Origin of the sequence: Pseudomonas sp. RGB, from assembly GCF_007713445.1 — a bacterium.
Lineage (GTDB): Bacteria > Pseudomonadota > Gammaproteobacteria > Pseudomonadales > Pseudomonadaceae > Aquipseudomonas.
The window spans coordinates 122,215-141,230 of the sequence record NZ_VMSH01000010.1 but is presented as its reverse complement, the minus strand read 5'-3'; the positions used below and the strand labels follow the sequence as shown (position 1 = coordinate 141,230).

At 60.3% G+C, this 19,016-nt stretch carries 15 protein-coding genes; 12 read left to right on the top strand and 3 right to left on the bottom strand.

Annotation, left to right across the window (positions count from 1 at the left end; all coding sequences use genetic code 11):
- Window positions 1-429 precede the first annotated feature (429 nt).
- From FPT15_RS21020 to FPT15_RS21005, 3 genes are all read left to right on the top strand, one after another.
- Complete coding sequence (locus FPT15_RS21020; protein ID WP_145164291.1) at window positions 430-2,220, top strand: DUF1302 domain-containing protein; 1,791 nt, start codon at window positions 430-432, stop codon at window positions 2,218-2,220.
- A 26-nt stretch (window positions 2,221-2,246) separates the two neighbouring features.
- The gene (locus FPT15_RS21015) at window positions 2,247-3,605 is read left to right on the top strand and encodes a DUF1329 domain-containing protein (protein ID WP_145164288.1); all 1,359 of its coding nucleotides are present in this window, start codon (window positions 2,247-2,249) and stop codon (window positions 3,603-3,605) included.
- Window positions 3,606-3,804: 199 nt separating this feature from the next.
- Window positions 3,805-6,300: a LuxR C-terminal-related transcriptional regulator gene (locus FPT15_RS21005; protein WP_145164284.1), complete on the top strand. Its 2,496-nt coding sequence runs from the start codon at window positions 3,805-3,807 to the stop codon at window positions 6,298-6,300.
- Window positions 6,301-6,868: 568 nt separating this feature from the next.
- Here FPT15_RS21005 and FPT15_RS21000 read toward each other — a convergent pair.
- On the bottom strand, window positions 6,869-7,744 hold the full coding sequence (locus tag FPT15_RS21000; RefSeq protein WP_145164282.1) for a helix-turn-helix domain-containing protein: 876 nt from the start codon (window positions 7,742-7,744) through the stop codon (window positions 6,869-6,871).
- A gap of 137 nt (window positions 7,745-7,881) precedes the next feature.
- Here FPT15_RS21000 and FPT15_RS20995 point away from each other — a divergent pair, with 137 nt between their 5' ends.
- Window positions 7,882-8,793, top strand: coding sequence for a DMT family transporter (locus FPT15_RS20995; RefSeq protein ID WP_145164279.1), 912 nt, complete (start codon window positions 7,882-7,884; stop codon window positions 8,791-8,793).
- Window positions 8,794-8,915: 122 nt separating this feature from the next.
- Here the strand turns inward: FPT15_RS20995 and norR are convergent, their stop codons facing one another.
- Window positions 8,916-10,463, bottom strand: coding sequence for a nitric oxide reductase transcriptional regulator NorR (gene norR, locus FPT15_RS20990; protein WP_145164277.1), 1,548 nt, complete (start codon window positions 10,461-10,463; stop codon window positions 8,916-8,918).
- A 147-nt stretch (window positions 10,464-10,610) separates the two neighbouring features.
- Between norR and hmpA the strand changes: the two genes are divergently transcribed.
- Entirely contained in the window at window positions 10,611-11,792 is a 1,182-nt protein-coding gene (hmpA, locus tag FPT15_RS20985) for an NO-inducible flavohemoprotein (protein WP_145164275.1), read from the top strand.
- 220 nt (window positions 11,793-12,012) lie between these two features.
- Window positions 12,013-12,519, top strand: coding sequence for a disulfide bond formation protein B (locus tag FPT15_RS20980; RefSeq protein WP_145164273.1), 507 nt, complete (start codon window positions 12,013-12,015; stop codon window positions 12,517-12,519).
- Window positions 12,520-12,993: 474 nt separating this feature from the next.
- On the opposite strand, the gene FPT15_RS30265 is transcribed toward FPT15_RS20980, so the two are convergent.
- On the bottom strand, window positions 12,994-13,284 hold the full coding sequence (locus FPT15_RS30265) for a hypothetical protein (protein WP_145164271.1): 291 nt from the start codon (window positions 13,282-13,284) through the stop codon (window positions 12,994-12,996).
- Window positions 13,285-13,311: 27 nt separating this feature from the next.
- Between FPT15_RS30265 and cyoA the strand changes: the two genes are divergently transcribed.
- From cyoA to queC, 6 genes are all read left to right on the top strand, one after another.
- A complete protein-coding gene (gene cyoA / locus FPT15_RS20970; RefSeq protein ID WP_119736759.1) occupies window positions 13,312-14,253 on the top strand; it encodes a ubiquinol oxidase subunit II in 942 nt (313 codons plus the stop codon).
- A 3-nt stretch (window positions 14,254-14,256) separates the two neighbouring features.
- Window positions 14,257-16,275, top strand: a complete 2,019-nt coding sequence (gene cyoB, locus FPT15_RS20965) for a cytochrome o ubiquinol oxidase subunit I (protein WP_145164269.1) — start codon at window positions 14,257-14,259, stop codon at window positions 16,273-16,275.
- A gap of 3 nt (window positions 16,276-16,278) precedes the next feature.
- Window positions 16,279-16,905 (top strand): cytochrome o ubiquinol oxidase subunit III, encoded by a 627-nt coding sequence (locus FPT15_RS20960; RefSeq protein WP_056858318.1) that lies wholly within the window; start codon window positions 16,279-16,281, stop codon window positions 16,903-16,905.
- Window positions 16,905-17,246 (top strand): cytochrome o ubiquinol oxidase subunit IV, encoded by a 342-nt coding sequence (cyoD, locus tag FPT15_RS20955; protein WP_010206434.1) that lies wholly within the window; start codon window positions 16,905-16,907, stop codon window positions 17,244-17,246. Before FPT15_RS20960 ends, cyoD begins: the two co-directional genes overlap by 1 nt.
- Before the next feature lie 11 nt (window positions 17,247-17,257).
- Window positions 17,258-18,145 (top strand): heme o synthase, encoded by an 888-nt coding sequence (cyoE, locus tag FPT15_RS20950; RefSeq protein ID WP_106578233.1) that lies wholly within the window; start codon window positions 17,258-17,260, stop codon window positions 18,143-18,145.
- 103 nt (window positions 18,146-18,248) lie between these two features.
- A complete protein-coding gene (gene queC, locus FPT15_RS20945; protein WP_145164267.1) occupies window positions 18,249-18,947 on the top strand; it encodes a 7-cyano-7-deazaguanine synthase QueC in 699 nt (232 codons plus the stop codon).
- Window positions 18,948-19,016 lie beyond the last annotated feature (69 nt).

Here is a 19,016-nt window from a genome sequence, read left to right as displayed (position 1 = left end):
TTCAGGCATAAAAAAGGCCGCTGCAAAGGCAGCGGCCGAAGTAAGACGTTGGATCAAGGAGCGACAAATCAACGTCAGTGAACACGGGTAACAGATTGAATAAATTAGCCAATCCGTCGAAATTCAGCTGTTCTCCCCAGGTTGGGAGCGGGCCGTTTGCCCTGAGAGCGAGGTCAGAATAGTCGGTTGTAACAAATTGAGTAATAGCGGTTCGAGACAAGGACTGTTACAAAATTGGCAACAGTCGCTGCGCATGCCATCCATTCCCCTGATAACGCGCTATCTACCCCAGTCATGGCCCGGTCAAAACCCCGGCCAGAGCGGCTGCTAATCCTTTCGAGCGACACTGCGAATACCCCTTTGGTGCGCTTATCGCTCCTCGCGGGCGGCAGTAGGGTGGGGCCTTCTGTCACTCACCGGGGAAGACGCATGACAAAAACAACAATGCGCGCCATCTTCACGCCACAGGCGCTCGCCGCGGCGGTTGCGCTGGGCTGCTGCGCCCAGGCACAGGCTGTTTCGTTCAACATTGGCGAGATCGAAGGGCAATTCGATTCTTCGCTGTCGGTCGGCGCCAGCTGGGGCATGCGCGATGCCGACAAAAAGCTGGTGGGCATTCCCAATGGCGGCACGGGGCAGGCCTCCACCGGTGATGACGGGCGGCTCAACTTCAAGAAGGGTGAAACCTTCTCCAAGATCTTCAAAGGCATTCACGACCTGGAGCTCAAGTACGGCGACAGCGGCGTGTTTGTGCGCGGCAAGTACTGGTACGACTTCGAACTGCAGGACGAAGACCGCGAGTTCAAGCAGATCAGCAATAACCATCGCGACGAAGGCGCGCGGTCGTCCGGCTATGAGCTGCTGGATGCCTTCGTCTATCACAACTATTCGATTGGCGACCTGCCCGGCAACGTGCGCGTCGGCAAGCAAGTCGTCAGCTGGGGCGAAAGTACGTTCATCGGTAACTCGATCAACAGCATCAACCCGATCGACGTGTCGGCCTTTCGTCGCCCCGGCGCCGAAATCAAGGAAGGCCTGATCCCGGTGAACATGCTGTTCGCGTCCCAGAGCCTCACCAATCAGCTGTCGGTGGAAGGTTTCTACCAGTTGAACTGGGAAAACACCGTGGTGGACAACTGCGGCACTTTCTTTGGCAACGACGTGGTTGCTCACGGCTGCAACAACAACTACACCGTCGGCAGCCCGGCGATTGCGCCGCTGCAGCCGGTGGCCGCCGCGTTCGGCCAGGGCTTTCAAGTCACCCGCGAAGGCGTGGTGGTGCAGCGTGCCAAAGACCGCGAAGCCCGTGATGGCGGGCAGTTCGGTGCGGCCTTGCGCTGGCTCGGCGATGACACCGAGTACGGCCTGTACTTCATGAATTACCACAGCCGCACGCCCACCGTGGGCACCATTACCGCCAACACCAACCTGGCCACCATCGGGCGTATCGCGGCCACCGCCAACGCCATCGCGCCCGGCAGCGGCTCGGGCCTGGCCCAGAGCACCATGCTCGGTCGTGGTCAGTACTACCTCGACTACCCGGAAGACATTCGCCTGTACGGCGCCAGTTTCTCCACCACCTTGCCCACCGGCACGGCGTGGACCGGCGAGATCAGCTACCGCCCGAATGCGCCGGTGCAGCTCAACACCACCGACCTGACGCTGGCGCTGGTCAACCCGATTGCCGGCCAAACCGCCTCGCCGATCCGCAGCTCGTTCGGCTCGGATAACTCAGGCTACCGTCGCAAGGAAATCACCCAGATCCAAAGCACCATGACTCAGTTCTTCGATCAGGTGCTGGGCGCCGAACGCCTGACGTTGGTGGGCGAGGCGGCCTACGTGCACGTCGGCGGTCTGGAGGCCAAAACCAAACTGCGCTACGGCCGCGACTCGGTGTATGGCGCCTATGGTTTCGGCGGCGATACCGACGGCTTCGTCACCGCCAATTCCTGGGGTTATCGCGCCCGCGCAATCCTGGATTACAACAACGTGTTTGCCGGGGTGAACCTCAAGCCCAACCTGTCCTGGTCCCATGACGTCAGCGGCTATGGGCCGAACGGGATATTCAATGAAGGCGCCAAAGCGATCAGCGTTGGTGTGGACGCGGATTACCGCAACACCTACACCGCGAGCCTGAGCTACACCGACTTTTTCGGCGGCGACTACAACACCCTCACCGACCGCGACTTTATCGCCCTCAGCTTCGGCGTGAACTTCTGATCTGGTTTAAGGAAGGACAAGAACCTATGCGTAAGATATTTGCAGTGATGGCCCTGAGTGTGCTGGCCGCCCACGTCATGGCGGCGGTGTCGCCCGAAGAAGCCGCCAAGCTTGGCACCACCCTGACGCCGGTCGGCGCTGAAAAAGCCGGCAACGCCGACGGCTCGATCCCGGCCTGGACCGGCGGCATCCCCAAAAATGCCGGCGCGGTGGACAGCAAGGGGTTTCTGGCCGACCCGTTTGCCAATGAAAAACCGCTGTTCGTGATCACCGCCGCCACGGTCGACAAGTACAAAGACAAGCTTTCCGACGGCCAGGTGGCGATGTTCAAGCGCTACCCCGAAACCTACAAGATCCCGGTGTACCCGACCCACCGCACGGTCAACCTGCCACCGGAGATCTACGAGTCGATCAAGCGCAGCGCGCTCAACGTGCATGCGATTAACGACGGCAATGGCCTGGAGAATTTCACCGGCAACCGCTATTACGCGTTCCCGATTCCGAAGAATGGCGTGGAAGTGTTGTGGAACCACATCACCCGTTACCACGGCGGCAACCTCAAGCGCATCATCACCCAGGCCACCCCGCAAACGAACGGCAGCTACACGCCGATCCGTTTCGAGGAAGAAGTGGCAGTGCCGCAAGCCATCCCGGACATCGACCCGGCCAAGGCGGCCAACGTGCTGAGCTTCTTCAAGCAATCGGTCACCGCCCCGGCACGCCTGGCGGGCAACGTGTTGCTGGTGCACGAGACGCTTGATCAGGTGAAAGAGCCGCGCCTGGCCTGGATCTACAACGCCGGCCAGCGCCGGGTGCGCCGCGCGCCGCAAGTCTCCTATGACGGCCCGGGCACCGCCTCCGACGGCCTGCGCACCACCGACAACTTCGACATGTTCTCCGGCGCGCCGGATCGCTATGACTGGAAGCTGGTCGGCAAAAAAGAGGTGTACATCCCCTACAACAGCTACAAGCTCGATTCGCCGACCCTCAAGTACGACGACATCATCAAGGCCGGGCACATCAACCAGGACCTGACCCGTTATGAGCTGCACCGCGTGTGGGAAGTGATCGGCACCGTCAAGCCGAGCGAGCGGCACATCTACGCCAAACGCCACATGTACATCGACGAAGACAGCTGGCAGGTCGCGCTGGTTGATCACTACGACGGCCGTGGCCAACTGTGGCGGGTAGCCGAGGGCCACGCGCAGTTCTACTACGACCATCAGGTGCCGGCCTACACCGTGGAAACGCTGTACGACATCATCGCCGGGCGCTACATCGCGCTGGGGATGAAAAACGAGGAGAAGAGCAGCTTTGTGTTCGGCTTTGCGGCCAAGGCGGCCGATTACACCCCGGCAGCGTTGAGGTCTGAGGGCGTGCGCTGATCTTCAATTGCAATGCGATCACCCTGTGGGAGCCGGCAAGCCAGCTCCCACATTGACCGGGTTCCACTTTATGGTGGAGTGGAATCCCGGGTTTTGTGCATGGCTACCAATCACCCCGCTGAATACTTCTTCAACAACCGCCGACCACAGGACTAGGGTAGGCGCCAGGTTGCATAACAATAAAAAGCAGGATGCAGCAATGACCGCCATGACACGCTGCCTGGACCGTCCTGGATTCATGCCACGGCTGTCCGCTCATCATCTGTTGCGCCCGCGCCTGGCCGGGCCTTTGCTGGCGGCGCCGGTCAGGGTGAAGCTGCTCTGCGCGCCGGGTGGCAGTGGCAAGAGCGCGTTGCTCGCCGAGTGTGCGTTGCAGGCGCCGGCGGAGTGTCAGGTGTATTGGCTGGCGCTCAATGGCGCCGTGCTCAGCCCCGATGATTTTTGCGCGCGGTTGGCGCTACACCTCGGTTTGTCGTTTGTCGACGAAGCCACCTTATTGCTCGACCTCAGCCGCTGGCACAGCCCGGCGTGGATATTTCTCGACGATTTCTGCCGCCTGCCGGCCCCCGAACTGGACGCCTTGCTCGACCGTTTGCTGAGCGCCGCCAGCCCGGCGCTGACTTGGTGGCTGGGCGCCCGGCGGCGCCCGCTGTGCAACTGGCCGCGTCTGCTGCTCGACGATGAGTTGCTGGAATGCAGTGAGTTGATGTTCAACCCGGCGGAAATCCAGCAATTGCTCGGGCCCACGCACACCGTCGACAGCGTGATGCAGTTCAGCGGCGGTTGGTGCGCCGGCGTGCGCATTGCCTTGCTCGGTGACGGGCACCCGGACAAAACCTTGCTCGACTACCTGCAACACGAACTCTTCGGCACCTTGCCCGCCGAGCTGGCGGAGGCCTGGCGCGTGTTGGCGCATATGCCGCGCTTCAACCCGGGCCTGTGTGAGCACCTGTTCGGCTTTGGTGACGGCGATCACTACCTGCGCGACCTGCAAGCGCTGGGCGCGTTTATCCAGCCGTGGGAGGACACCACCGATTGGCTGCAAATTTTTGCGCCACTGGCGCAACTGATCCGCGATGAGCCCTGGCCGGCCAAGCGCTCCTGGCACCGGCGCGCCTGCCAATGGTTCACCGCGCAGCAGGACTGGCAGGCCGCCTTTGAACAGGCGCTGCTGGCCGAAGCCTACGAAGTGGCGGTAAGCCTGTTGCAGCATTTCAGTTTTGAAGACTTGTTCCGTCAGCACAACGCCTTGCTGCTGTTGCGTCTGCATGAGCAGCATGGCGATGAATTGATGCTCGGCTCGGCGCAACTGGTGGGGCTGGTCACGGCGGCGCTGCTGTTTGCCGGACGCTTCGACCAGGCAGCCTTGTGTATCGATCAATTGGCGCGGTTCGCCCCGCAACCGACGGCGGCGCAACAGCGTTATCTGTTGGCCCGCTGGCAGGCGCAATGGGGCTGGCTGTTGCACTTGAGCGGCGATGCCCAGCGCTCCCGCGAGCATTTTCTCGAAGCGCTGCAAGCCTTGCCCGACAGCGCCTGGACCTCGCGCCTGATGTGCCTTTCGGGCCTGACCCAGCAAGCCCTGCTGCGCGGTGAACTGGACGTGGGCCAGGCCTTGAACCGCGAAGCCCTGTGCCTGGCGCGTGCACAGGGTTCGTTGGTGCTGGAGGCATTACTGGAGCTGGATCACGCGCAACTGCTGGAACAACGCGGCGCGCCCTATCGGGCACAAAGCCTGTTGGAGCAGGTGCAGGCGATGCTGATGGGGCAGCGGCTCAAGGCCGGCCCGCTGGTGGGACGGATTGCCTTGCGGCGCGGGCATCTTGCGTTGCGTCAAGGGCAGGATGCGCTGGCCACCGAGTGCTTTGAGGCCGGGTTGGAAATGTGCCTGCACAGCCAGGACAAACGCGTGCTGTACGGGTTTCTCGGCCTGGCGCTGCTGGCAGCGAACCGAGGCGATTACGCCCAGGCGTTCATCCAGTTGCGTGAGGCCGAGCGCTTGATGCAGCAACGCCAGGTACCGGACACGGTGTATCGCGCGGTGCTGCTGTTGGTCAGCGGGCATTTCTGGTTGCAGCAGGGCCGCGCCGAATTGACGCTGGAAGCGGTGCGCCGGGTGCTGCGCCACTTTCGCGGGCCCGGTGCCAAGCAGGCGCCGCCGGCCACGCTGGAACTGATCCCGCGCCTGGAGTACTTGCTGGTGCTGGCCGAAGTGAAGCTGGGCTGTGCCGAGCAGCCGATTGCACGGCTCAATGATTTGCTCGACACCACTCGGCAGCGCGGCATGCTGTGCCTGGAGACCGAGTTGCAACTGGTGCTGGGCGAGGTGGCCTGGCAGCTCAGCGATCCGCTGTTGGCTCGTCGGGCCCTGGAGGCAGGGCTGGCGCTGGCCGGGCGCTGCCAGGTGCAGCAGGCGATTCGCGAACTGCGGTTGCGCTCGCCAGGGCTATTGAGTGAACTGGGCCTGGAGGCGCAGGCGGCGCCCAGCGGCGTGGCGGAAAACCCCCTGAGCCAGCGCGAGCTGCAAGTGCTGGAGTTGATCGCCCTGGGCAACTCCAACCTGGAAATCGCCGACCGGCTGTTTATCTCGTTGCACACCGTCAAGACTCACGCGCGGCGCATCCACAGCAAGCTCGGCGTCGAGCGGCGCACCCAGGCGGTGGCGAAAGCCAAGACATTGGGTTTGATGGCGTAGGCAGCGGGGTCTACATAGCGTTTGAATGACGTCTCATGCTTTCGTGGCGAGCCCGCTCGCCACGGGAGTGGGGCGGCTGGTGGGGCTGTGTTTAGGCGTGGAAGGCTTGGCGGTATTCGCTGGGTGTGGCGCCTCATGTTTTTGTGGCGAGCGGGCTTGTCCCGCGTTGGGCTGCGCAGCGGCCCTGTAAGGACATTGAGATTTTCCTGGTGGAGGGCGGTGGCTGTTTTAGGGCTGCTGCGCAGCCCAACGCGGGGCAAGCCCGCTCGCCACGGGAGTGGGTTTTAGGGCTGCTGCGCAGCCCAACGCGGGGCAAGCCCGCTCGCCACGGGAGTGGGTGTGCTGGAGGGGTTGTGTTTAGGCGTGGAGGGCTTGGCGGTATTGGCTGGGTGTGGCGTCTCATGTTTTTGTGGCGAGCGGGCTTGTCCCGCGTTGGGCTGCGCAGCGGCGCTGTAAGGATATTGAGATTTTCCTGGTGGAGCGTGGCGGTTGTTTTTAGGGCTGCTGCGCAGCCCAACGCGGGGCAAGCCCGCTCGCCACGGGAGTGGGGCGGCTGGTGGGGTTGTGTTTAGGCGTGGAAGGCTTGGCGGTATTCGCTGGGGGTGGCGTCCATGGCTTGGCGAAAGCGATGGGTGAAGTGGCTGGCGCTGGAGAAGCCGCACATCCAGGCGATGTCGCTCAGGGGTAGCGTCCCGGCACGCAGCAGGCTTTGCGCGCGGGCCAAGCGTCGCGCCAACAGGTATTGATGGGGCGGCAGGCCGAAGCTTTGGCGGAACATCCGCGCGAAATGGTATTCGGACAGCGCGCACATCCCGGCCAATTGCCCCAGGCTGATCGGGTCTTCGAGGTGATGGTCGATGTAATCCACCAACAGCCGGCGCTGATGCGCGGCCAATCCGCCTTTCAAACGCAGACCGTCGCGCGCGCCAACCTGGCTGAGCAAGGTGTGGCTGAGCATTTCATGGGCCAGGCTGCTGGTCAGCAGACGCTCGGCGGGCTCGTGCCAGTTGAGGGCGATCAACTGGTGAAAACGCCGGGCCTGGCTGGCGTCTTCCAGAAAGGTGCTTTCGCGCAATTGCAATTCACGCGGTTCGCGGTCCAGCAGGGTGACGCAGCCGAGGGCAAATTGTTCCGGGCTGAAGTACACATGGGCCAGGCGAATTTCACCATTGATCACCCAGGCTGACTGATGCTCGGCCGGCAGGATACAGAGTTTGTCGGGGCCACCTTTGGTGCCGGGCTGATCACGGCGAAAGGTGCCGGTGCCGCCGCCGATGTAGCAGGACAAGGTGTGGTGGGTGGGCGCCTGGTAGTCCTGAGCGTCGTGATGGTTGCTCCACAACGCCGCAGACAAGCCGTCACCGAGCTCGGCGCAGGCTTCGAGGCGTGCATTGGGCGAGCGGTTTAGGGCTTGAAAGACTTGCAGGGATTCCAGCTCTGGCATGGTTGTTCTCTCCGACGCCTTGCATCCTACTCCGCAGCGCGGGCGCTGTGATCCCGCCGCCCGACAAAAGCGCAAGAATGTGCAAGAGCGCGAGCCGGTCTGCGGGCAACACTGTGGCTCAATCGACGGAGCCCGCTATGAACCTTTTCCTGTACTTACTCACCGTGCTGATCTGGGGCACCACCTGGATCGCCCTCAAGTGGCAATTGGGCGTCGTGGCGATTCCCGTGTCGATCGTCTATCGCTTTGGCCTGGCCGCGCTGGTGCTGTTTGCGCTGTTGCTGCTCAGCCGCAAGTTGCAGGTGATGAACCGGCGCGGGCACTTGATTTGCCTCGCCCAGGGCGTGTGCCTGTTTTGCGTCAACTTCATGTGCTTTCTGACGGCCAGCCAATGGATTCCCAGCGGCCTGGTCGCGGTGGTGTTTTCCACGGCCACGCTGTGGAATGCCCTCAATGCGCGGCTGTTTTTCGGTCAGCGAGTGGCGCGCAACGTGTTGATGGGCGGCGCGCTTGGATTGATCGGCCTGGGTTTTCTGTTCTGGCCAGAGCTGGTCGGGCACACCGCCAGCCCGCAGACGTTGCTGGGCTTGGGCTTGGCGCTGTTGGGGACGATGTGTTTTTCGGCCGGCAACTTGCTGTCGAGCCTGCAGCAGAAGGCCGGGCTCAAGCCGTTGACCACCAATGCCTGGGGCATGGCCTACGGTTCGGTGATGCTGGCGACCTATTGCGCGGTGCGCGGGATACCGTTCGACATGGATTGGAGTGCGCGTTACGTCGGGGCGCTGTGGTATCTGGTGATTCCGGGGTCGGTGATTGGTTTTACCGCCTACCTCACGTTGGTGGGCCGAATGGGCCCGGAGCGGGCGGCGTATTGCACAGTGCTGTTTCCGGTGGTGGCGCTGAATGTGTCGGCGTTTGCCGAGGGGTATCAATGGACGGCACCGGCGTTGATGGGGCTGGTGCTGGTGATGCTGGGGAATGTGTTGGTGTTTCGTAAGGTTAAACCGAGCCAGCCTGTGAACCCGATGCTCAAGGCAAAGCAAATCTGATGTGGGCGCTGGCTTGCCGGCGATGGCGGTAAGTGGATGAGCCGGCAGGTACACCGCTATCGCAGGCAAGCCAGCTCCCACATTGGAGCGAGTTGTTCCTACATTCAGGCTGAGTGATCGTTCTATTTGAGACCCAGACGTTTGGCCATGCGGCCGAGGTTGGCGCGGTCGAGGCCCAGTTCGCGGGCGGCGCTGGCCCAGTTGTGCTGGTGGCGCTCCAGGCAGGCGCTGATGACTTGGCGCTGGTAGTGCTCGGTGGCCTGGCGCAGGTCGCCGGTGACAACAGGGGCCACATCGGCCGGAGCTTCGATTGCTGGCGGCGCGCTGACGTCGGGCAGGTCCAGGTCTTGGGCACTCAGGCTCAGGATCTTCGGACGTTCGCGACAGTTTCCCAGGGCTTTTAGCGCGCTGCGTCCGATCAAATGTTCCAGCTCCCGCACATTGCCCGGCCAGTTATAAGCCAGCAGCGCCGCCTGCGCGTCGCTGGTCAGGCGCAGGCTGCCCAGGCCCATGCGTGAACGGTTCTGCTCAAGGAAAAAGCCCGCCAGCAATAACACGTCACGGCCGCGTTCACGCAGCGCCGGTACTTGCAGCGGGTACACGCTCAGGCGGTGATAAAAGTCGGCACGGTAGCGGCCGTTGCGCACCTCTTCGGCCAGGTCGCGGTTGGTGGCGGCGATCAGGCGCACGTCCACTTGATGCTCCTTGTCCGAGCCCAGGCGCTGCAGTTGGCCGCTTTGCAGCACGCGCAACAGCTTGGCCTGCACGGTCAGCGACAACTCGCCCACTTCATCCAGAAACAGCGTGCCGCCATTGGCCAATTCGAATTTGCCGCGGCGCTCGTTCAGCGCGCCGGTAAAGGCGCCGCGCACATGGCCGAACAGCTCGCTTTCCACCAGGGTTTCCGGGAGTGCGGCGCAGTTGAGGCTGATCAGCGGTTTGTCTGCACGCGGCGACGCGGCGTGGAGAGCCTGGGCGACCAGTTCCTTGCCGACGCCGGTTTCGCCGGTAATCAACACGGTCAGGTCGCTGCCGCCCACCAGCTTGATTTCCTCGACCAGGTGCTTGTGGGCCTTGCTCTGGCCAATCATTTCCTTGTGCTGCTGGCCGCTGGCTTGGCGGTAGATCTCGGCGCGCTGATGCTCATCGTCGGCGCGCAAGGCCAAGCGCTCGATACGTTCGGCGACGTTGACGGTGGCCGCTGCCAGGCTGGCGAAGGCTTGCAGGGCGTCGAGTTCGACACGCTCGAAGCGCTCGGTGTCCAGCGCATCAAGGGTCAGCAGGCCCCAGGGTTTGTCGTCGATAAACAGCGGGCAACCCATGCAGTCGTGCACTTGCAGGTGGCCGTGCAGGCCATCGACCAAACCATCGTAGGGGTCCGGCAGTTCGCTGTCGGCGTCAAAGCGGGTAGGGCCGGGGCTGCTCAGCAGCACCGCAAAGCGTGGGTGCTCGCTGACCTTGAAGCGTCGGCCGAGGGTGTCGGCGCTCAAACCGTCCACCGCCAACGGCACCAGCCATTCACCGTCCAGGCGCAACAGCGCGGCGGCATCGCACGGCAGCAGCGCGCGCATGGCCTGTAACAGGCGTCGGTAGCGCTCGCCTTCAGGCAGGTCGCGCGACAAGTCGGCAACCAGAGGCAGCAGGGTGGTGAGCAGCGATTGTGCAGTCATAATGACTCCTTGTAGTCCTTATGACTATAAAACGTAGGAAGTCATATTGACTACATTATATTTAACTCATTGAAAAATAACGGTTTATAAATTGGCACGAATACTGAGTACCTAAGGGCAATCAGTAAAAAGACCCAGGAGTCTGCCATGCTTAGTACCCAAGACCGTGCCATCGTCAAATCCACTGTGCCCCTGCTGGAAAGCGGCGGCGAAGCGCTGATCACGCACTTCTACCGCCTGATGCTCAGCGAGTACCCGGACGTTCGCCCGCTGTTCAACCAGGCCAATCAGGTAAATGGCGACCAGCCCCGCGCCTTGGCCAATGGCGTGCTGATGTACGCGCGGCATATCGACCAGTTGGACCAACTGGGCGATCTGGTCGCGAAGATCATCAACAAGCATGTGGCCCTGCAAATCCTGCCGGAGCACTACCCGATTGTGGGGACGTGCCTGCTGCGGGCCATTTCCGAGGTGCTGGGCAGCGAGATTGCCACGCCCGAGGTGCTGAGCGCCTGGGGCGCCGCCTACGGCCAACTGGCCGATATCCTGATTGGCGCCGAAGCCGCCATCTACGACGAAAAGGCCCAGGCCCCGGGCGGCTGGCGCGGTGCGCGGTCGTTCCAGTTGGTCAAGCGCGTGGAGGAGAGCAACGAGATCATTTCGTTCTATTTTGCCCCGGTGGATAACGGCCCGATCCTGGCGGCCGCGCCGGGCCAGTACATCGGCATGAAGCTGATGATCGATGGCGAAGAAGTGCGCCGCAATTATTCCTTGTCGGCCCTGAGCGATGCGGGGCTGTACCGCATCAGCGTCAAGCGCGAGGCCGGTGGGCGGGTCTCCAACTACCTGCATGACCAGATGCACGTCGGCGCGACCCTCGACCTGTTCCCGCCATCGGGAGAATTCACCCTGGTCGCCAGCGACAAACCGCTGGTGCTGATCAGCGGCGGGGTGGGCATCACACCGACGCTGCCGATGCTCGAAGCAGCCCTGGCCACCGAGCGCCCGGTGCACTTTATCCACTGCGCGCGTAACGGCGGCGTGCATGCCTTCCGTAACTGGGTCGACGCCCTGGCGGCCAGGCACCCGCAACTCAAGCGCTTCTATTGCTACGCAGAAGACGATGGCGTGAGCCCGGCGGCCGACAAAGTCGGGATGCTGAGCCAGGCGCAACTGGCGGCGTGGTTGCCCGAGCAGCGTGACCTCGACGCCTACTTTCTCGGCCCTAAAGGCTTCATGGCAGCGATCAAGCGCCACCTCAAAGCCCTCGGTGTGCCGGAGAACCAGGCGCGCTATGAATTCTTCGGCCCGGCCGCGGCCCTGGAATAAGGTTTAACCGGCGCACCGAAGCGGCACCATCGCGGGCAAGCCCGGCTCCCACATGGAAAGGCAATCCACTGTGGGAGCCGGGCTTGCCCGCGATGGCGTCCGCACGGCCGCAACATTCCTCCCGATTAATCCGCCGTTAACCCCTCTCTGTTTTAACCATCCCCTGTGTGTAAACTTGCGGCCATCAGGCACAACCATAATCAGGCAAAGGGAAACGGGGATGAGTGACGAATTGCGTTTAGGCAGGGAGCGGCGCTTTCTGGTGTTGCTGGGCATCATCTGCCTGGCGCTGATTGGCGGTGCGTTGTACATGCAGGTGGTACTGGGCGAGGCGCCATGCCCGCTGTGCATCCTGCAGCGCTACGCCTTGCTGTTGATCGCGGTGTTCGCGTTCCTCGGTGCCGCCATGCGCCGCAAAGGCGCGGTCACCTTCTTTGAAGGGCTGGTGGTCCTCAGCGCCTTGGGCGGCGTGGCTGCGGCCGGCCATCACGTGTACACGCAGTTTTTCCCTGCGGTCAGCTGTGGCATCGATGTCCTGCAGCCGATTGTCGATGACTTGCCGCTGGCCAAAGTCTTTCCCCTGGGCTTCCAGGTTGATGGCTTTTGCAGCACGCCATACCCGCCGATCCTTGGCCTGTCCCTGGCACAGTGGGCGCTGGTAGCGTTTGTGCTGACGGTGATCCTGGTTCCGCTGGGCATCTATCGCAATCGCCAACGCACGGCCTGACCCGGCCCACTGAAACGCCCTGTTCTTGCTTAATCGAAGGACGGGGCGTTTTTGTATGTAGGGTTTTGTGAAAGGGACGTGACGAAGGGCAACTTGAGGTGCGCACAGCGTGCGACATGTTGTCACACGGACGCTTTCGCAGGACGTTTCTGACGCACCGCGCCGGCCCATAAATTTGCATAAAAAGGCCAAGATGTGCTGTCAGTTCGTCGATTGAGCGGTGCCGCGAACGTCGCACCGTTCGCATCATTCGGTGATGTCCGAATGCCTTGTTTTATGGGGACTTGGATACGTTTTGCATGCCCTTACAAGGTGTAAGGGAAGGGCGCCCTCACACAATAACACGGCAATTTTTGTGGTTTTTGTTGAGAATCGAACACGATAAGATCCCGAACCTTTGCAAGATTGGTGAAGGATTGTTGCTGGAATCGATAAAAATTATTTCTTTATAAGACATGGTTTATACATCGCTAGCTAACTACAATCGCCCGCACTGAATGTCCGGTGCTGTTCAATATTTGAGCATTGGAGCGGTCGAGGGGCAGATGGATGGCTCTGTGCGACCCCAGGTTCCGGCAGCCTTTCAACTATCCGCACCAAATGGAATTGGTCTGTAACAAGGCCTTTAGCCACGAAATCGAATAAGAACTCACCGCAGGTCCGTGAAACGTCCATGTATGGCGTGCCGGGCAGGCTCTTATTCAATCGAAGAGAAATGCCAACCCTTGGCAGGGTGAAGTGTTGGCGATCAAAACCCAACTGCATTGCGCAAGCTGCTTTAGAGGTCGTGAGATGAGTAAAAACAGGTACCCCCGATTACTAGGCTTTTTGCCGCTGCTTGGCATGTTGTTAATGCTGGGAGGCTGCAAGTGGACCTTGCTCGACCCAAAAGGACAGGTCGGTCTGGATGAACGAAACCTGATCATCACCGCCACCCTGCTGATGCTGCTGGTCGTGGTCCCCGTGATCATCATGACCTTCGCCTTCGCCTGGAAATACCGCGCGTCGAACACCAGCGCTACCTACGCGCCGAAGTGGTCGCACTCCACCAAGATCGAAATCGCAGTGTGGCTGGTGCCGATCCTCATCATCATTGCCCTGGGTTATGTGACCTACAAGTCCACCCACGCACTGGACCCGTACCGTCCGCTGGAATCCGACGTCAAGCCGATCAACATCGAAGTTGTCGCGCTGGACTGGAAGTGGCTGTTCATCTACCCGGACCTGGGTATCGCCACTGTTAACGAAATCCAGTTCCCGGAGCACACTCCGCTGAACTTCAAGATCACCTCCGACGCTGTGATGAACTCGTTCTTCATCCCTGCTCTGGGCGGCCAGATCTACGCGATGGCAGGCATGCAGACCAAGCTGCACCTGATCGCCAACCAGAAAGCTGAAATGGAAGGCATCTCCGCCAACTATAGCGGCGCTGGCTTCACCGGCATGAAATTCAAAGCGATCTCGACGAGCCAGGAAGATTTCGACGCCTGGGTAGCCAAAGTCAAGGCCGCACCTAAACAGCTTGATCAAGCTGAATACGATGCTCTTGCCAAACCAAGCCAGAACAACCCAGCCACTCTGTACTCCGCGTACACGCCGGACCTGTTTCAGAAAATCGTCGACAAGTACGAAGGTATGAAACCAGGCAAGCCGGTCAAGCACGAGAAGAAAGAAGTGGCCGCGGTTGAAGGTTCTGACACGGGCTCGCATTCAACTGCTGGGGCAGAGGAGTAAACGATGTTTGGTAAATTAAGTTGGGATGCGGTCCCGTTCCACGAGCCGATCGTGATGGTGACCATCGCCATGATCGCGCTGGGTGGTCTGGCACTGTTTGCTGCAATCACGTATTTCAAGAAGTGGACCTACCTGTGGACCGAGTGGTTGACCTCTGTCGACCACAAAAAAATCGGTGTCATGTACGTCATCGTTGCCATGGTCATGCTGCTGCGTGGTTTTGCCGACGCCATCATGATGCGTACCCAGTTGGCCATGGCCACCGAGGGTTCGCCTGGCTACCTGCCGCCTGAACACTATGACCAGATCTTCACCGCTCACGGTGTGATCATGATCATCTTCATGGCGATGCCATTCTTCACCGGCTTGATGAACCTTGCCTTGCCGCTGCAGATCGGTGCGCGTGACGTTGCCTATCCGTTCCTGAACTCCTTGAGCTTCTGGCTGCTGGTTTCCGGCGTGGTACTGATCAACCTGTCCCTGGGCGTCGGCGAGTTCGCCAAGACCGGTTGGGTTGCGTATCCGCCGCTGTCGGGCATTCAGTACAGTCCGGGCGTGGGTGTGGACTACTACATCTGGGCGCTACAGTTATCAGGACTCGGGACGACACTGACGGGGGTCAACTTCCTGGCCACCGTCCTGAAAATGCGCGCCCCTGGCATGAAACTGATGGACATGCCGATCTTCACCTGGACCTGCACCTGGGCCAACGTCCTGATCGTGGCTTCGTTCCCGATCCTGGCCGCTACCATGGCGCTGCTGTCGCTTGACCGTTACCTGGATTTCCACATTTTCACCAATGAACTTGGTGGCAATCCGATGATGTACGTGAACCTGTTCTGGGCATGGGGTCACCCTGAGGTGTACATCCTGATCCTGCCAGCGTTCGGTATCTTCTCTGAAGTGATCTCGACCTTTACCGGCAAGCGCCTGTTCGGTCACCACTCGATGGTTTACGCATCGGGCGCGATCTCTGTACTGGGCTTCATGGTGTGGCTGCACCACTTCTTCACCATGGGCTCGGGGGCCAGCGTCAACGCCTTCTTCGGCCTGGCGACGATGCTGATTTCCATCCCGACGGGGGTGAAGCTATTCAACTGGCTATTCACCATCTACCACGGTCGTCTGCGTATCACCAGCCAGGTTCTGTGGACCCTGGGCTTCATGGTGACCTTCGCAATCGGCGGCATGACCGGCGTACTGCTGGCCATCCCGGGTGCTGACTTCGTACTGCACAACAGCCTGTTCGTGATCGCTCACTTCCACAACGTGATCATCGGTGGTGCTGTATTCGGTTACATCGCTGGTTTCAGCTTCTACTTCCCGAAAGCGTTCGGCTTCAAGCTGCACGAAGGCTGGGGCAAAGCTGCATTCTGGTTCTGGATCTCGGGCTTCTTCGTCGCGTTCATGCCGCTCTATGCACTGGGCTTCATGGGCATGACCCGTCGTCTGAACGCCACTACCAACCCTGAGTGGGTGCCGTACCTGTACGTCGCCATGTTCGGTGCGTTGATGATCGCTGCCGGTATCGCCTGCCAGCTGATCCAGCTGTACGTGAGTATCCGTGACCGTAAGCAGAATGCTTGCGAATCCGGCGACCCATGGAATGGCCACACCCTGGAATGGTCGACCTCGTCGCCACCTCCGTTCTACAACTTCGCTGTGATTCCTACTGCGAACACGATCGATGCGTTCACCGAAGCGAAGGAAGACGGTACTGCGTACCAGCAACCCAAGCATTACGAGCCGATCCACATGCCGAACAACACCGCCACTGGCGTGGTGATGGGCGCGCTGTTGACCGTGTTCGGTTTCGCGATGATCTGGCACATCTGGTGGCTGGCAATCGTGGGCCTGGCAGGCACCATCGGTTACTTCATCATTCACGCTGCCCGTGATGATCAAGGCTACATGGTGCCGGTCGAAACGATCGAGCGCATCGAAGCCGAGCAACACGCTCGCCTGGTAGCCGAGAAGAAAATCCCGGCCAACCGTGTAGAAACCTCGTTGGAACAGGCTTAAACCATGTCGAACTTAGTGACCAATGCTGGACACGCCCATGTCGATGACCATGGGCACGATGACCATCACCACGACTCGGGGCCAATGACCGTATTCGGTTTCTGGCTCTACCTGATGACCGACTGCATCTTGTTTGCGTCGATCTTCGCGGTGTACGCGGTACTGGTAAACAACGTAGCGGGTGGCCCGTCGGGCCACGACATCTTCGAACTGCCTTACGTGCTCGGCGAAACCGCCTTGCTGTTGTTCAGTTCGATCACCTACGGCTTCGCCATGCTGGCCTTCTACAAGGGCAGCAAGAAAGGCGTACTGAGCTGGTTGGCACTGACCTTCCTGTTCGGCCTGGGCTTCATCGGCATGGAGATCAACGAGTTCCACCTGCTGATCTCCGAAGGCTACGGCCCGCACCGTTCCGGCTTCCTGTCCGCGTTCTTCACGCTGGTAGGCACCCACGGTCTGCACGTATCTGCCGGCCTGCTGTGGATGGCGGTGATGATGTATCAGGTCAATAAACACGGCCTGACCAACACCAACAAGACTCGCCTGAGCTGCCTGAGCCTGTTCTGGCACTTCCTGGACGTGGTCTGGATCTGCGTCTTCACCGTTGTTTACCTGATGGGGACCCTGTAATGGCTAATGCACACTCCCATGACCATGACAGCCATGATGCGAGCCACGGCAGCGTTAAGTCGTACGCCATCGGCTTCATCCTGTCGGTAATCCTGACGCTCATCCCGTTTGGTCTGGTGATGTACCCGACCCTGCCGAAGTCCATCACGTTGATGATCGTTCTGGCCTTCGCGGTGATTCAGGTTCTGGTTCACCTGGTGTACTTCCTGCACCTGGATCGTTCCAAAGAGCAGCGCGATAACGTGATTGCATTTGTGTTCGCAGGCCTTGTGATCCTGCTGCTGGTTGGTCTGTCGATATGGATCATGTTCAGCATCCACACGTTCATGATGGCGAAGTGAGGTAAGACCCGATGTCGCTTAAGCACTTTATCCAAATCACCAAACCGGGGATCATTTTCGGTAACGTGCTTTCTGTGGCAGGCGGTTTCTTCCTGGCCTCCAAGGGACATGTCGATCTGGCCATCTTCCTGGCTGCAATGATCGGCACCTCCCTGGTGGTAGCTTCCGGTTGTGTATTCAACAACTGCATTGACCGCGACATCGATATCAAGATGGAACGCACCAAGAACCGCGTGCTGGTCCAGGGCCTTATCTCCCTGAAACTGGCACTGCTGTTCGCGACCGTCCTGGGTGTTGCCGGCGTCGTGTTGTTGTACAAGGTGGCCAACCCGTTGGCGGCGCTGTTTGCCGTGATCGGCTTTGTCATCTACGTCGGCCTTTACAGCCTGTACCTCAAGCGCAAGTCGGTTCACGGCACGCTGGTGGGCAGTCTGTCGGGGGCGATGCCGCCGGTGATTGGTTATGTGGCTGTGACCAATAGCTTCGACATGGCCGCGCTGGTGCTGCTGGTGATGTTCAGCCTGTGGCAGATGCCGCACTCTTATGCCATCGCGATTTTCCGCTTCAATGACTACCTGGCTGCGTCGATTCCGGTTCTGCCGGTCAAGCGTGGCATTCAGGTGGCCAAGAAACACATCCTGCTCTACATCCTGGCCTTCCTCGTGGCGACCTTGATGTTGACCTTCAGTGGCTATGCCGGCATGAGCTACCTCGCCGTCGCTGCCGCCATGGGCATGTACTGGTTGTACATGGCCTGGACCGGCTACAAGGCGGTGGATGACACCGTCTGGGCGCGCAAGCTGTTCGTGTTCTCGATCTTCACCATCACCGCGCTCAGCGTGATGATGTCCCTGGATTTCCAGGTACCGAAAGAGCTGTTGCTGACCTACGCACACTGAGTCATCGAGCATTAAAAAGCCCCGCCTTCGCAAGAAGTGCGGGGTTTTTTATGGAGTGGCCTTTAAACTATTCCCGAATTTTACAAATGCAGGAAGCAAACCGATGAGTAAAAAAGCCGTTATCGTATTCAGTGGCGGGCAGGACTCGACGACCTGTCTGATCCAGGCACTGCCGCTGTATGACGAAGTTCACTGCATTACCTTCGACTATGGCCAGCGCCATGTGGCAGAAATCGAGGTCGCCCAGAAGCTCGCCAAGCAGTTGGGCGCTACCGTTCATAAAGTCATGGACGTGTCCCTGCTCAACGAGTTGGCCATCAGCAGCCTGACCCGCGACAACATCCCGGTGCCGACCGTGAACAGTTCAGGCGACAGCCTGCCCAGCACTTTTGTGCCGGGTCGCAATATTCTGTTTCTGACCCTGGCGTCGATCTACGCCTATCAGGTAAAGGCGCAGACCGTCATTACCGGGGTGTGCGAAACCGACTTCTCAGGCTATCCCGATTGCCGCGATGAGTTCGTCAAAGCGCTGAACAAGGCGCTTGAACTGGGCATGGAGTACACGCTGCGCCTGGACACCCCGCTGATGTGGCTGAACAAGGCCGAAACCTGGGCCCTGGCGGATTACCATAATCAGTTGGACCTGGTTCAGCACCAGACCCTGACCTGCTACAACGGCATCCTCGGCAGCGGTTGCGGTAACTGTGATGCATGCAACTTGCGGGCTCGCGGCCTGAATGACTACCTGCAAAACAAGGCCGCTGTGATGCACAGCCTCAAGCAGAAGTTGCAGCTGAACTAAATCAGCCCATACCTGCCTCGTCATACTCCTCTGTACGTGCTGTGCGAATCCAACACACGACTACAAGGA